The following is a 14,896-nucleotide window of genomic DNA, read 5'->3' as shown; positions in this document are numbered from 1 at the left end:
GAGTCGGAACACCCGATCTACTCAGCGGTAACGACCAGGTTACTCAACTTCGCTGCGTGACGGAGTGCACGCATACGGAATTCCGTCGATATGCTGCGCGGATGAGTCGGTGGAGATTCGTCGGTCGTACACACGAGCTCAACCGTCTGTTGTCGGCGGTGAGGAGCGTCGACGGGCGGGGGTTGTTCTTCAGCGGCAGCGCCGGCATCGGCAAGAGCCGGCTGCTCCGCGAAGGCGTGGACGCCCTGCCGCGCGACCGGTACGCGGTCTGGTACGTCGCGGCGAGCGCCACCACCGCCGCGCTGCCGTTCGGCGGGCTGGTCCAGGTCCTCCCCGCCGACCAGCCGCAGGGACTGTCGCCGGCCGGCGTCCTGCGCTGGGCGGTGGACGTGCTGCAACAGCAGGCGGCCGGCCGCCGCATCGTGCTCGCCGTCGACGACGCGCACCTGCTCGACCCGCCGTCCGCCGCACTGGTGCACCTCGTCGCCCGGTCCGATAACGCGACCGTGATCGGCACCCTCCGCAACGGCGAGCAGATCCCGCTGCCGATCCGCGCACTGTGGACCGACGACCTGGTCGACCACGCCGAGCTGAGCCCGATGGAGCCGGCCGACACCGCCGGGCTCCTCGCCGCGATCCTGGACGGGCCGGTCGACGCCGGCTCCGCCGACCGGCTCTGGCGGCTCTCCGCCGGCAACCCGCTGCTGCTGCGCGAACTCGTCCACGCCGCCTCCGGGACCGGGGAGCTGACCAGCACGTACGGGGTGTGGACGTGGACCGGCCGGCTCGAGCTGGCGCCGAGCCTCACCGACCTGATCGACACCCGGATCGGTCAGCTCACCCCGGAGGTCCGGGGGGTGGTCGAGCTGGTCGCGTTCGGCGAACCGCTCGGCCTGCACCTGCTCGGGCAGGCCGTCGAACCGGCCGACGTGGAGACCGCCGAGGAACGGGGTCTCATCACCGTGGTCCGCGACGACCGGCGGCTCGACGTGCGCCTGGCTCACCCGCTGTACGGGGAGGTGATGCGTCGACAGTGCCCGGTCAGCCGCACCCGCCGTTTGCAGGCCCGCCTCGCGCAACTGCTGGAGGAGGTCGGCACGCGCCGCCGTGACGACCTGCTGCGGGTCGCCGTCTGGCGGCTGGAGTCGGGCACCGCACAGGACGAGCGGATGCTGCTCGGCGCCGCGGTGCAGGCGTTCACCCGCTACGACGTGCCGCTGGCGACGCGGCTCGCCCGCGCGGCGCTCGACGCCGGCGGCGGGTTCGACGCCGCGGAGCTGCTGGCCACCATCCTCATGTTCGCCGACCGGCCGGACGAGGCGATCGAGGTGCTCGACGCGGTCGCGGCCGACCTGGCCGACGACCAGCGGCGCAGCCGGTGGCTCACCGTACGCGGCATGGTCAGCTACTGGGGGCTCAGCCGGGAGTCCACGGTGGAGGAGGTCGCCGCCCGGGGCGCCGAGCTGGGGGACTCCGCCGCCCAGGCCCGCGTGCTGGCCTTCGAGGCCATCATGCGGTTGCACCGCATGGACACCGGCGCCGCGCTGCGGTTGGGGCAGACCGTGCTGGACCGGCCCGCCGCCAGCGTGGCCGCGCGGGAGCTGGCCCGGTGCACCATCGCCTACCTGCACACGGTGCAGGGGCAGCTGCGCCGCAGCGCCGTGGCCATCGAGCTGGTCCAGGCGGCGGCCGGCCACTGGCGGGCGGACATGCCGTACCTGCAACTGGCGCTGGAGCTGGCCCGGGGCACCCGGCTCGCGCTCGCCGGGGACCTCCCCGGCATCGACGCCATCGTGGCCGACGAGTTCGCCGACCTGGCCGGCGCGGGGGACTTCCGGCTCGGCACCGGCTACCTGGCGATCCTCCAGGCGTACGCGGCCCGGCTGCGCGGCGAGAGCGACACCGCGCTGCGGACCAGCCTGGGCGCGTGCGCCGTCCTGGCCACCAGCCGGGTCTACGCCGGTCTGGCGCAGGCCGAGCGGGCCCAGGCCGCGGCGCTGCGCGGCGACGCGGAGCAGGCCGCCGAGGCGATGGCCGAGGCCGACCGCACGCACGCGCGCGGCATGGCGGTGCTCTACCCGTGGCTGGAGCAGGCCCGCGGGGCGGTCCTGGCGGCCGGCGGGGACCTGCCCGGCGCGGTCAAGCACCTGGCGGACCTGGCCGAGCGACTGCGCACCGACGGCTTCGCCGGACACGAGGTCCACGTGCTCCACGACCTGGTCCGCCTGGACCAGGCCACCGCACCGCTCGGGCCGACCTGCTCCGACGGGAGCCGGCGGACCGTCGCGCAGCGCCTGGCCGAGCTGTCCGAGCAGGTCGACGGGATGCTGCCGCCGCTGCTGGCCCGGCACGCCCGGGCGGTGGCCGACGGCGCCGCGGAGGATCTGCTCGCGATCGCCGAGGCCTTCGCCGAGCTGGACCTGACCGTCTGGGCCGCCGAGGCCACGGCGACGGCGCTGCACCTCCTGCGGGACCGGCGGGCGCCCGGGGCCACCACCGCCCGGGAGCGGCTGGCCGCCCTGCTCGGGCGCTGCGGCCAGGTCAACACCCCCGCGCTGCGCGCCGGGACGCCGACGCTGAGCCACCGGGAGTGGCAGGTGGCCCGGCTCGCGGCCACCGGCGCCACCAGCCGCGTCATCGCCCAGCAGCTCTACCTCTCCGCGCGCACCGTGGAGAACCACCTCCAGCGCATCTACAGCAAGCTCGGTGTGACCGGGCGGGCCGAGCTGGGGGCGGCGCTGCGGGCGATCCCGGGCCACGACGGCGCTGATCCGGGCCAAACCCTAGGCTGAGGCGGTGACCGCCCTTCGCCCCGCACTGCTGACCGACCACTACGAGCTGACGATGGTCAGCGCCGCCCTCCGCGACGGCACCGCCGACCGCCACTGCGTGTTCGAGGTGTTCAGCCGCCGGTTGCCCACCGGCCGCCGGTACGGCGTGGTCGCCGGGACGGGGCGGCTGGTCGACATGATCCGCGACTTCCGCTTCGACGCCGACGAGGTCGACTTCCTGCGGCGCACCGGGGTCGTGGACGAGGCCGCCGCGGAGTGGCTCACCAACTACCGCTTCACCGGCGACGTCGACGGGTACGCCGAGGGTGAGCTGTTCTTCCCCGGTTCGCCGATCCTCACCGTGTCGGGCACCTTCGCCCAGTGCGTGGTGTTGGAGACGCTGGTGCTGTCGGTGCTCAACCACGACTGCGCCGTCGCCGCGGCGGCCGCGCGGATGGTCACCGCGGCCCGGGGGCGCACCCTCATCGAGATGGGCTCCCGGCGGGCCCACGAGGAGGCGGCGGTCGCGGCGGCGCGGGCGGCGTACCTGGCCGGATTCCGGTTCACCTCCAACCTGGCGGCCGGGCAGCGCTACGGGATCCCCACCGCGGGCACCGCCGCGCACGCGTTCACCCTGCTGCACGACGACGAGCGGGCCGCGTTCGCCTCGCAGGTCGCCACGCTGGGCAAGAACACCACGCTGCTGGTCGACACGTACGACATCAGCCAGGGCATCCGCAACGCCATCGCGGTGGCCGGGCCGGACCTGCGCGCCGTCCGGATCGACTCCGGCGACCTGGCCGTCATGGCCCAGCAGTCCCGCGAGCTGCTCGACTCGCTCGGCGCCACCGAGACGAAGATCATCGTGTCCGGCGACCTCGACGAGTACGCCATCGCCGCGCTCGCCGCGGAACCGGTGGACATGTACGGGGCCGGCACCGCCGTGGTCACCGGCTCCGGCGCCCCCACGGCCGGCCTTGTCTACAAGCTCGTCGAGGTCGACGGCCGCCCGGTCGTCAAGCGCTCCGAGCAGAAGGCCACCATCGGGGGGCGCAAGGTGGCGGTGCGCCGCCACAAGCCGACGGGCACCGCCACCGAGGAGGTGGTCGTGCCGCAGGGCGTGCCGGACCGGCGGCCGCACGACCGGCTGCTCCAGCGGTCGTACGTCGTCGGCGGGGAGCCGATCGCCCAGCCGACGCTGGACGAGTCCCGGGAGCACCTGCGGCAGTGCCTGATCTCGATCCCCTGGGAGGGGCTGAAGCTCTCCGCCGGTGACCCGGCCATCCCGGTCACCGTCTTGCCGGCCGATTGAAGGGACGTCACATGGGCAACGCGTTGATCATCGTGGACGTGCAGAACGACTTCTGCGAGGGCGGCTCGCTGGCCGTCGGAGGCGGGGCCGCCGTCGCGGCCGGCATCAGCCGGCTGCTCGCCACCGAGCCGAACCGCTGGGACCACGTGGTCGCCACGAAGGACTACCACGTCGACCCGGGCTCCCACTTCGGCGATCCACCGGACTTCGTCGACACGTGGCCCCGGCACTGCGTGGTGGGCACCCCCGGTTCGGAGTTCCACCCCGACCTCGCCACCGACCGGATCGAGGCGATCTTCCACAAGGGCGAGCACGCGGCCGCGTACTCCGGCTTCGAGGGGCACACCGACGGCGGCGAGTGCCTCGCCGACTGGCTGCGGCGGCACGACGTCGACCGGGTGGAGATCGTGGGGATCGCCACCGACCACTGCGTCCGCGCCACCGCCGTGGACGCCTTCGAGGAGGGGTTCGACACCACGGTGCTGCTGGACCTGACCGCCGGTGTCGCCCCGGACACGACCGACGTGGCGCTGCGCGCGTTCGAGGGCGCCGGGATCACCACCCGGGGAAAGCCTGTGATCAGGGCCGCATGACCCGGTAAATCTTTGGCGGTTGTCGTACCCCCGGCCGAGGATGTCCGCGGAGGTACGGACCGTCGTGAACATCAAGGCTTACCGGGAGGCGCTCGCCCTGCCCGGTCTCCGGTCGCTGCTGCTGGTGGCGGTCCTCGCCCGGGTCCCGCTCACCGCGACCGGGGTGACGCTGACCTTCTTCGTCGTCGAGGACCTCGGCCGGGGGTACGGCGCCGCCGGGCTGGTCGGCGCCGCGATCACCGTCGGCGCGGCCATCGGCGGCCCGCTGCTCGGGCGTCTGGTGGACCGGCGGGGCCTGCGCCCGGTGCTCGTGCTGACCGGCGTCGCCGAGGCGGTCTTCTGGTCCACCGCGCCGATGCTGTCGTACGCGCTGCTCCTGCCGGCCGCTTTCCTCGCCGGCTCGCTGGCGCTGCCGATCTTCTCGGTGATCCGGCAGTCCATCGCGGCCCTGGTCCCGCCGGACCGGCGCCGTCCCGCGTACGCGCTGGACTCGATGTCGGTGGAGCTGTCGTTCATGGTCGGCCCCGCGCTCGCCACGGTCGCGGTCACCGCCATCTCCGCCCGGACCACCCTCTACCTGGTGGGCGCCGGCATCGTCGCCGCCGGCGCCGGGCTCTGGCTGCTCAATCCCCCGGTACGCGGCGCCGGCGAGGCGGTCGGGCCGCAGCGGAAGGTGGCCCGGCGCGAATGGCTCACGCCGCGGATGCTCGCCGTACTCGCCGCGAGCACCGCCGCCACCCTCGTACTGGGCGGCACCGACGTGGCCGTGATCGCGGTGCTGCGGGACGGCGGCGAGGTCGGCTACACCGGGGTGGTGCTCGCCATGTGGGCGGTCGCCTCGCTGGTCGGCGGCTTCGCGTACGGCGCGGTCACCCGCTCCTGGTCCCCGCTCGCGCTGATGGCGGCGCTCAGCGTCGCCACCATCCCGGTGGGGCTGGGCGGCTCCCACTGGTGGTTGCTCTGCCTGGCGCTGATCCCGGCCGGGCTGCTGTGCGCGCCGACCATCGCCGCCACCTCGGACGAGGTCAGCCGGCTGGCACCCGCCGGGGCGCGCGGCGAGGCGATGGGCCTGCACGGTTCGGCCATCACGATCGGCATCGCGGTCGGCGCACCGCTGGCCGGGGCGGTCATCGACGCGTCCGCGCCCGCCTGGGGCTTCGCGGTCACCGGCGCCATCGGCGCGCTGGTCGCCCTGGCCGTGCTCCCGGTCGAGCTGCGCCGCCGGGCCGCCGAGGCCGCCGAGGCCACGCCCGAGCCGGAGCCCGAACTCGCCGCCGCCTGACCGGCGACCGCCCCCCTGGCCCCGCCCGGCGCGGATGCGAGCGGTCTGGTGCCAGGGGCGGGTGTGCAGGCGGCGGACCGCGCGACCGGGCTGGTTGTGCTCACGCCCGCCAGCGCAGGCGGGCATGCGGGCGGGTCGCCCGGCCCGGGGTGCCGGGCCCGGGTCGCCCGACATCGGGTCGTGATCCACCGGACGGCCGCATTGGTCAACTCGATGCCGCCGGCATCGCGGTTTCCCTGACCCCGGATCACCCCCATGCCGCCGTCACGGGGTGGACTGATCCACTCGATATCCTTGAAGTCGCGGTATCCAAGTGCGGACGATGGCCCGACTTCACGGAAGCCGAGTGGATCACTCCCGGCGGCCCCGTTCAGCCCGCACCGCCACGGGAACGGCGACGGGCGCCGCGCCCGGATCCCCGGGGGCGGCGCCCGTCGTGCGAGACGCGGACCGTCAGCGGCGGTCGATGTCGCTCGCGACGTCCTCCTGGTAGCTGGCGCCACCGTCGGACTCGCTGGTCAGCGGCTTGGCGCCGCCCTCCGGCGGGCCGGCCAGCGACTGGCCACCGGCGGCCAGCTCCGGGAACTTGTAGTCGAACGCCGGCCGCTCGGAGCGGATCCGCGGCATCCGGTCGAAGTTCCGCAGCGGAGGCGGCGAGGTGGTCGCCCACTCCAGCGAGTTGCCGTGGCCCCACGGGTCCTCGACCTCGACCACCGGGCCGGCCTTGTACGACTTCCAGCAGTTGTAGATGAACGGCAGGGTCGAGATACCGGTGATGAACGCGCCGATCGTGGAGATCATGTTCAGCGTGGTGAAGCCGTCGGTCGGCAGGTAGTCCGCGTACCGCCGCGGCATGCCCTCGTTGCCCAGCCAGTGCTGCACCAGGAACGTGGTGTGGAAGCCGATCATGGTGAGCCAGAAGTGCACCTTGGCGAGGCGCTCATCGAGCATCCGGCCGAACATCTTCGGGAACCAGAAGTAGATGCCGGCGAACACCGCGAACACGATCGTGCCGAAGAGCACGTAGTGGAAGTGGGCCACCACGAAGTACGAGTCGGACACGTGGAAGTCCAGCGGAGGGCTGGCCAGCAGCACGCCGGTGAGACCGCCGAAGAGGAACGTGACGAGGAAGCCGATCGAGAACAGCATCGGCGACTCGAAGCTGATCTGGCCCCGCCACATGGTGCCGATCCAGTTGAAGAACTTCATGCCAGTGGGGACGGCGATCAGGAAGCTCAGGAAGCTGAAGAACGGCAGCAGCACCTGGCCGGTGGCGAACATGTGGTGCGCCCACACGCTCATCGACAGGGCGGCGATGGCGATGGTCGCGGCGACCAGGCCCTTGTAGCCGAAGATCGGCTTGCGGGAGAAGACCGGGATGACCTCGGAGACGATGCCGAAGAACGGCAGCGCGACGATGTACACCTCGGGGTGGCCGAAGAACCAGAACAGGTGCTGCCACAGCATCGGCCCGCCGGTCGCCGGGTCGTACACGTGGGCGCCCATCAGGCGGTCGGCGGCGAGCGCGAACAGCGCGGCGGCCAGCAGCGGGAAGACCAGGATCGCCAGCAGGCTGGTGACCAGGATGTTCCAGGTGAAGATCGGCATCCGGAACATGGTCATGCCGGGCGCGCGCAGGGTCAGGATCGTCGTGATCATGTTGACCGCGCCGAGGATGGTGCCCAGACCGGAGATGGCCAGGCCGACGATCCACATGTTCGCGCCGACGCCCGGCGAGTGCTCGACGCTGCTCAGCGGCGTGTAGGCGAACCAGCCGAAGTCCGCGGCGCCACCCGGCGTGATGAAGCCCAGCGTCGCCATCGACCCACCGAACAGGTAGAGCCAGTAGGCGAAGCTGTTCAGTCGCGGGAAGGAGACGTCCGGCGCGCCGATCTGGATCGGCACGATGTAGTTCGCGAAGGCGAACACGATCGGCGTCGCGAAGAACAGCAGCATGATCGTGCCGTGCATGGTGAAGAGCTGGTTGTACTGCTCGGGCGACAGGAACTGCAGCCCGGGCCGGGCCAGCTCGGCCCGCATGATCAGGGCCATCAGGCCGCCGATCATGAAGAACGCGAACGCGGTGACCATGTACATGATCCCGATCTGCTTCGCGTCCGTGGTCCGCAGCAGCCGCGCGATGGCCGACCCCTTGACCGGTGCTCGGACCGGCCAGGGCCGGGTCACGACCGGCTTGGGTGCGACGGTGGTCACGAGTGGCCTCCGGTTCTGGGTTGTCCCGCTCGGCACGCGTTGTTGTCTGCGGGCCGTCATCCGCAAGGAGGATAGTCCCCGGCAGGTGGCAGCGCCGCGTGGGGTGGTCGGGTAACCTGCGCCACCCGGCACGCCGGACCGCGCCCGCGCCCACCGGGAACGGCCCCGGCTGCCGTCACAGGGGCCCCAGCAGCAGCCGGTAGTGCTCGCCGAAGATGCGTCCGCCGCGCCCGCGCAGCAGCGGATCGCGCAGCGCGGGCGGCACGTCGCGGGTCCGGTTGCGGTCCCGGGTCCGGTCCCGCACCCATCGGGTACGCGGACGACGACGACTCTCGTACGCCGTCAGCGCCGCCTCGACGCTGCCGGCCGCCTTCAGCGACTCGGCGAGCACGACGGCGTCCTCCAGCGCCATCGCCGCGCCCTGGGAGAGAGTCGGTGCGGTGGCGTGCGCGGCGTCACCGACCAGCAGCACCCGTCCCCGATGCCACCGGCCCAGCTCGACCTCGTCGGTGACGCCGACGTGCACGTGGTCCAGGCAGTCCAGCACCTCGGGCACGGGACCGCCGTAGTCGCCGAAGAGCTCCCGCAGCCGGGCCACCGCGTCGACCGGCGCCTCGGTGCCCGTCTCGTCCGCGTAGCAGTGCAGCCGCCCGGCCCCGATGGGGATGATCAGGAAACCGGCCCGCTGCCCGAGCAGCGCGGTCCACTCGCGGACGGGCGGCCCGTCCCGCACCACGCCGCGGTACACCACCTGCCCGGTGGGGCGCGGCGGGCCCCCGAGTGAGGCGAGCGTACGGATCGAGGAGCGGGGCCCGTCCGCGCCGATCACCAGGTCGTACTCGGTGGCGGTGCCGTCGACGAACGTGACGCCGACGCTCCGCGGCAGCAGGTCGATGCCGCGGATCTCGGCGCCGTGCCGCACAGCGCCCCCGGCGCCGGTGAGCAGCACCCGGTGCAGCTCGGCCCGGAGCAGCGCCCGGCACTCCCCGACGCCGGCCCACAGCGTGTCGAGGTCGACCTCGCAGAGCGGCGTGCCCGAGGCGTCGAGGAAGTACTGCCGGTGGATCACCTGCCCGAGGGGCCGGACCGGCCCGTCGAGGTCGAGCCGGCGCAGCGCCCGCGCGGCGTTGCCGGGCAGGTAGAGACCGGTGTCCGGGAGTTCGCCGGCGGGGAGCTTCTCGGTGACGTCGGGCCGGAAGCCTGCCATCCGCAGCGCCCGGGCCACGGCGAGGCCGGCGATGCCCGCGCCGACGACGAGGATGCGCAGGGGGGAGCCACCCATGGTGGTGTACGCCTCCGGAGGGGGTTCGGCACGCGTTGGAGGCAAGACACTACTCGGCGCAATCGACGCACACCAGAGTCGATCGGTCCCCTCGGGGCAACCCCTTTCCGCGCGCGCCGGTTGCCCGGACGATCCACCAGCGGGCCGCTCGTCGCTCACGTGACAAACCTCACTTTCCGTCTTAATACCCCCATCCTGTTGCGCAAGGGTTTCAGAGATGTAAATGTGTCGACTAGCGTGGGAGCGCTCCCGAACCCGCCCGTGACCCACCACCCGCCCGGCGCCACCCGGCGGCGACGACTGAGGAGCACCATGAAACGTCCACTCCGGGCCCTCGCGGCCGCGACCCTGCTGGCCGCCGGGTCGATCGTCGCCGTGGCCCTCGGCGGCACCGCCTCCGCCGACACCCAGATCTGCGAGCAGTACGGCTCGACCACCATCCAGGGCCGGTACGTGGTGCAGAACAACCGCTGGGGCACCAGCGCCCAGCAGTGCATCACCGTCACCGACACCGGCTTCGAGATCACCAGGCAGGACGGCAGCAACCCCACCAACGGCGCGCCGACGGCGTACCCGTCGATCTTCATCGGCTGCCACTACACGAACTGCTCCCCCGGCACCAACCTGCCCATCCAGGTCAGCCAGATCAGCAGCGCCAACAGCAGCATCACCTACCGCTACGTCAGCGGGGCGACCTACAACGCCTCGTACGACATCTGGCTCGACCCCTCGCCCAAGCGGGACGGGGTGAACCAGATGGAGATCATGATCTGGCTCAACCGCCAGGGTTCGATCCAGCCCATCGGGTCGCCGGTCGGCACCGCCAGCCTCGCCGGACGCACCTGGGAGGTCTGGCGGGGCAGCAACGGCTCCAACAACGTCGTCTCGTACGTGGCGCCGTCGGCGATCAGCAGTCTCAGCTTCAGCGTCCTGGACTTCATCAACGACGTCCGCAACCGGGGCGCGATCACCAACTCGTGGTACCTGACCAGCATCCAGGCCGGCTTCGAGCCCTGGCAGGGCGGTGTCGGGCTGGCCGTCACCAACTTCTCCGCCTCGGTCAACGGCGGCGGCAACCCGACCACACCCCCGCCGACGACCCCGCCGCCGACCACGCCGCCGCCGGGCGGCAGCGGGTGCGCGGTGACGTACACGCCGAACTCGTGGGGCAACGGCTTCACGGCCGACGTGCGGATCACCAACACCGGGTCGAGCGCGATCAACGGCTGGACGCTCGCGTACACGCTGCCCGCCGGGCAGACGGTGACCAACTCCTGGAACGCCACGGTGACCCAGAGCGGGTCGTCGGTGACCGCGCGGAACGTGAGCTGGAACGGCTCGATCGCGCCGGGCGGCACGGCCAGCTTCGGCTACCAGGGGACGCTGAGCGGGGCGTACTCCTCCCCGACCAGCTTCACCCTCAACGGAGCGGCCTGCACCCGGTCCTGAGGCCCACGGGCCGGGGTGCCGCATCGTCCCGACGCGGCACCCCGGCCCGTGGTCAGGCGGCCGGCGGGATGGTCCGGACCCGGCTCAGCACGCCGAAGGTGCCCGGCGGGTCGTCGTAGGTGCTGCCGAAGCCGCTGCCGGACACCGACGTGTCGCTCCTGGTGGAGATGTAGACGGTGCCGTCCTCGCCGGTCCACCGCTCGCGGTAGGGCTCGGCGATGGCCGTCCAGGTCACTTGCAGCGTGGTCGTGCCGGCGCCGGTCTCCTCGGTGCAGTTCTCGGTCTCGTCGACGAACTCGCAGTGCCGACGGGTCTCCTGGTACGGCACGGTCGCGGCCAGCTTCGCCTCCCTCAGCGAGAACGCGAAGCGGGTGACCGGGACGTCGTACGCGCGCCGGGAGACGCTGTCGCACACGTAGAGGTCGCCGACCGGGCCGCAGGTGCTGTCCTGCCACTCGACGTCCACGGTGGTGACGCCGGTGGCCGGACGGTGCACGTCGACGAACATGCTGCCGGCACCGTCGAAGTGCGCATGCGCGTACCGGTCGACGGTGTCGGCGGCGGCGGGGGTGGCCGGCAGCGCCGCCGTGGCCGCCACGGCGGCGCCGGCGACGGTCAGGATGCCGCGGAGTCGAATCACGATGCTCCTTCGTGGAGGGACCGGCCCGCCGACCCTAGGGCATGTCACCCGGCATCCGCCGCCCCACTCGCGGCCACCACCCGCTGGCCGCTCCCGGCGCGGCCCTCCCGGGGTCAGACCCGGGTCAGCCGAACGGCGTCGGCGATGACGTATCCGGCGGAACCGCTCCACCGGCTCACCGCCACCCGGTTGGCGTCGCCCGCCGGGAGGGTGAAGGTGCCGAGGTTGCGCCACTGCCCGCCGTTCACCCGCTGGTCGACGTAGACGGTCTGGTTGCCGGTCGTCGTCGCGATGATGTACGGCGTGCCGGCGTTGTAGCCGGACACCGCCGGCCACCAGGCCTCCACCCGGTAGCTCGCGGTCGCCGGGACGTTGAACTTGTACCAGGCCGCGTCGCTGGCGGCGACGGGGTCGGCGTAGCGGTAGTCGGCCCCGTAGCGCTGGGCGGAGTACGACGAGACGCCCCAGCTGGCGCTCGCGGTGAACCGGCCGGCGGTGCTGTTGTCGACGATGGCGCTCCACGCCGTGCCACCGGCCATCTTCGCCGCGACGTCGGAGCGCATCACGTTCAGGTCGACGAAGGACGGGTCGATCTTGCCGGTAGTGCTGGTCTCCCGGTGCCCGCGGGCGTAGCTGGCGTCCTTGCCCAGCTGCTTGAGCACGGCGGCGGTGGCGGCGACGGAGGCGTTGTACTGCGCCGCCGTCATCTCCTGGTTGACCCCGTTGTAGTCGATCTCCCAGCCGATCAACATGGTGTTGCCGTCGCCGGCGGGGATCGGTCCGCTCGCCCGGGCGGTGCCGGCGTGGTTGCAGCGGCCGGCGGAGATGACGTGGAAGACGCCGTGGTAGTCGACCAACGCCTGGCAGAGCGGGCCGGGCAGGTCGGACCGGCCGTTGATGCAGATGTTGAGCGCCGGGTGCGGGTTGGTGGCGCTGGAGGTCGCGGCCGTGTGGTGCCAGAGCACGCCGATCGGGCTGAAGCTTCCCGGCCGCATGCGGTTGAGCCAGTCGCCGTGGGTCACGACCTGGATTCCTGCGCCCCGCAGCACGTCCGCCAACCAGGGGATGGTCGCCATCAGGACTCCTGGAGCAGGTCGGCGAGGCACTCGAGCTTCTTCGGCGCGGCGACCGCGGGCGCCGGCCGGGCGGCGACGGCGACCGCGGCGGCGGCCACCAGCGCCGGCACGCCGAGCAGACCTCGGCGGCGCAGACGGACGGGACGGGCAGGGGCCATGGCGTCCTCCAGAAAACTACGAGGATCGATTAATGGCCGTGACGCTACCCTGCAACGTTCGTCGATGTCGATACCCTTCGGCACCCATGTTTGGGGTGAAAGTTTTCGCCATCGAGGGCACGCGCCGGCCCAGAACCCCGTGGGCCGAGGGAGGTCAGGAGCCGCCGAGCGCGTCGATGTCGCGCATCTCCTCGGCGGTGAGGGAGAAGTCGAAGACGTCGGCGTTGGTACGGATCCGCTCCGGCGTCACGCTCTTCGGGATCGCCACGATCTCGTGGTCGATGTGCCAACGGAGCACCACCTGGGCCGGTGAGACGCCGTGCGCGGCCGCGATCCGGACCAGAACCGGGTCGGTCAGGTCGCTGGTCTTGAACGGGCTGTAGCCCTCCAGCACGACGCCCCGGTCCCGGTGGTCCCGGTGGCGCTGCCGGTCGTACAGCGACGGGCTCCACCGGATCTGGTTGACCGCCGGGGTCTCCTCAGTGGCCTGGATCAGCTCGTCGATCTGGGCGGTGCTGAAGTTGCTGACCCCGACCGTGCGGACCAGGCCCTCGTCCCGGGCGGCGAGCATCTCCCGCCACACCGGGATGCTGTCCGCCGGGTTCGACGGCGGCCAGTGCAGCAGCCACAGGTCGACGTGGTCCGTGCCGAGCGCGCGCAGGCTCGCCTCGATCGTCTCCTGCTCCCGGCCGACCCGCGCCGGCGGCAGCTTCGTGGTGATGAAGACGTCCTCCCGGCGCAGGCCGCTCTCGGCGACCGCCCGACCGATCTCCTCCTCGTTGCCGTACATGGTGGCGGTGTCGATGTGCCGGTAACCGGCGTCGAGGGCGGCCAGCACCGCCTCGTACGCCGCCGGTCCGGTGATCTGCCACGTACCGAAGCCGAGCAGGGGTATCCGCACCTCGCCGGAGAGCAGGACGGTGGGCTGGTCGAGATCCATACCGACGGTTCTACCCGTGATCGCCCCCGGCACACCGGCCAACCGGACCCACACCCCCGACCGGGCCGACCCCGGGCGGAATCCGCCCCGGTGCCGGAGAATGCGGATGTGGCTGACCGGCTGGAGGAGTACCGGCGCAAACGGGACGCTGCGCGTACCCCCGAACCCGTGCCGGAGCGGGCCCCGGAGGCGGGTGGCCCGGACGGCGCCCGCTTCGTCATCCAGCAGCACCACGCCCGCAGCCTGCACTGGGACCTGCGGCTGGAGCACGACGGCGTCCTCGCCTCCTGGGCGGTGCCACGCGGCCTGCCGCGGGACACCGGCCGCAACCACCTCGCCGTGCACACCGAGGACCACCCGATGGAGTACCTCGACTTCTCCGGCGAGATCCCCGCCGGGGAGTACGGCGGCGGCCGGATGACGATCCACGACCGGGGAACCTACCGCTGCGAGAAGTGGCGGAACGACGAGGTCATCGTGACCCTCGACGGGGAGCGGACCAGCGGCCGGTACGTGCTCTTCGCCGCCGGTGGCCGGGACGGGCGGGACTGGATGGTCCGGCGCACCGACCCGCCGCCGGAGGGCTGGGAGAGCATGCCGGAGCTGGTCCGCCCGATGCACCCCACACCGGCGCGGAAGCTGCCCCGCGACGAGGAGGAGTGGGGGTACGAGCTGCGCTGGGACGGCGTCCGGGCGGTCGCGTACGTCTCGGGCGGCCGGCTGCGGCTGCTGTCGGAGACCGACGAGGAGATCACCGGGACGTACCCGTGGCTGCGGGACCTCGCCGAGACGCTGGCGCCGACGGAGGCCGTGCTCGACGGCGTCCTGGTGCGCATCGACAAGGCGGGTCGGGTACGCCCGGCCCGCGGTGGGCGGGCCACCGCCGACGCCCAGTTCCTGCTGTTCGACCTGCTGTGGCTGGAGGGCGTGACCAGCGTCGGGCTGCCGTACGCGCAGCGCCGGGAGCTGCTCGACGGGCTGGCGCTGGGCGGCACCCACTGGCAGACTCCGCCCTGGTTCCCCGGCACCGGCGCCGAGTCCCTGCGGACGGCCCGTCAGCAGGGGTTGCCGGGTGTGGTGGCCAAGCGCCTCGACTCGGCGTACGAGCCGGGCCGGCGCAGCCGCCACTGGCTGAGCATCGACACGAGCTGACCGACCGCGGACGACGCGAGGAGCACC

At 72.6% G+C, this 14,896-nt stretch carries 12 protein-coding genes; 6 read left to right on the top strand and 6 right to left on the bottom strand.

From position 1 onward, the window contains the following. Window positions 1–101: 101 nt before the first annotated feature. The 4 genes from HCJ94_RS09015 to HCJ94_RS09000 are packed head-to-tail and all read left to right on the top strand — an operon-like array spanning window position 102 to window position 5,958. Complete coding sequence (locus tag HCJ94_RS09015) at window positions 102–2,792, top strand: LuxR C-terminal-related transcriptional regulator (protein WP_168000504.1); 2,691 nt, start codon at window positions 102–104, stop codon at window positions 2,790–2,792. 4 nt (window positions 2,793–2,796) lie between these two features. Further along, window positions 2,797–4,083, top strand: a complete 1,287-nt coding sequence (locus HCJ94_RS09010) for a nicotinate phosphoribosyltransferase (RefSeq protein WP_168000503.1) — start codon at window positions 2,797–2,799, stop codon at window positions 4,081–4,083. A gap of 11 nt (window positions 4,084–4,094) precedes the next feature. Then, window positions 4,095–4,676, top strand: coding sequence for an isochorismatase family protein (locus tag HCJ94_RS09005; protein WP_168000502.1), 582 nt, complete (start codon window positions 4,095–4,097; stop codon window positions 4,674–4,676). Between the two features lie 40 nt (window positions 4,677–4,716). Then, the gene (locus HCJ94_RS09000) at window positions 4,717–5,958 is read left to right on the top strand and encodes an MFS transporter (RefSeq protein ID WP_168000501.1); all 1,242 of its coding nucleotides are present in this window, start codon (window positions 4,717–4,719) and stop codon (window positions 5,956–5,958) included. Window positions 5,959–6,411: 453 nt separating this feature from the next. Here the strand turns inward: HCJ94_RS09000 and ctaD are convergent, their stop codons facing one another. Continuing rightward, the gene (gene ctaD, locus HCJ94_RS08995; RefSeq protein ID WP_168000500.1) at window positions 6,412–8,172 is read right to left on the bottom strand and encodes an aa3-type cytochrome oxidase subunit I; all 1,761 of its coding nucleotides are present in this window, start codon (window positions 8,170–8,172) and stop codon (window positions 6,412–6,414) included. Window positions 8,173–8,347: 175 nt separating this feature from the next. Continuing rightward, complete coding sequence (locus HCJ94_RS08990) at window positions 8,348–9,454, bottom strand: FAD-dependent monooxygenase (protein WP_168000499.1); 1,107 nt, start codon at window positions 9,452–9,454, stop codon at window positions 8,348–8,350. Window positions 9,455–9,766: 312 nt separating this feature from the next. On the opposite strand from HCJ94_RS08990, the gene HCJ94_RS08985 reads away from it, so the two are divergent. Further along, complete coding sequence (locus tag HCJ94_RS08985) at window positions 9,767–10,903, top strand: glycoside hydrolase family 12 protein (protein WP_168000498.1); 1,137 nt, start codon at window positions 9,767–9,769, stop codon at window positions 10,901–10,903. A gap of 52 nt (window positions 10,904–10,955) precedes the next feature. Here the strand turns inward: HCJ94_RS08985 and HCJ94_RS08980 are convergent, their stop codons facing one another. From HCJ94_RS08980 to HCJ94_RS08965, 4 genes are all read right to left on the bottom strand, one after another. Next, on the bottom strand, window positions 10,956–11,543 hold the full coding sequence (locus HCJ94_RS08980; protein ID WP_168000497.1) for a hypothetical protein: 588 nt from the start codon (window positions 11,541–11,543) through the stop codon (window positions 10,956–10,958). A 113-nt stretch (window positions 11,544–11,656) separates the two neighbouring features. Further along, a complete protein-coding gene (locus HCJ94_RS08975) occupies window positions 11,657–12,619 on the bottom strand; it encodes a golvesin C-terminal-like domain-containing protein (protein ID WP_168000496.1) in 963 nt (320 codons plus the stop codon). Next, the gene (locus HCJ94_RS08970) at window positions 12,619–12,777 is read right to left on the bottom strand and encodes a hypothetical protein (protein WP_168000495.1); all 159 of its coding nucleotides are present in this window, start codon (window positions 12,775–12,777) and stop codon (window positions 12,619–12,621) included. Before HCJ94_RS08970 ends, HCJ94_RS08975 begins: the two co-directional genes overlap by 1 nt. Window positions 12,778–12,931: 154 nt before the next feature. Beyond that, window positions 12,932–13,717: an aldo/keto reductase gene (locus tag HCJ94_RS08965; protein WP_168000494.1), complete on the bottom strand. Its 786-nt coding sequence runs from the start codon at window positions 13,715–13,717 to the stop codon at window positions 12,932–12,934. Between the two features lie 108 nt (window positions 13,718–13,825). Here HCJ94_RS08965 and HCJ94_RS08960 point away from each other — a divergent pair, with 108 nt between their 5' ends. Further along, the gene (locus HCJ94_RS08960) at window positions 13,826–14,869 is read left to right on the top strand and encodes a DNA polymerase ligase N-terminal domain-containing protein (protein ID WP_168000493.1); all 1,044 of its coding nucleotides are present in this window, start codon (window positions 13,826–13,828) and stop codon (window positions 14,867–14,869) included. Window positions 14,870–14,896: the final 27 nt, after the last annotated feature.

The sequence above is a fragment of the Micromonospora thermarum genome, assembly GCF_012034245.1.
Taxonomy (GTDB): Bacteria; Actinomycetota; Actinomycetes; order Mycobacteriales; family Micromonosporaceae; genus Micromonospora; species Micromonospora thermarum.
Note: the sequence above shows the minus strand (reverse complement) of the source record. Positions and strands in the feature narration are given on the sequence as shown.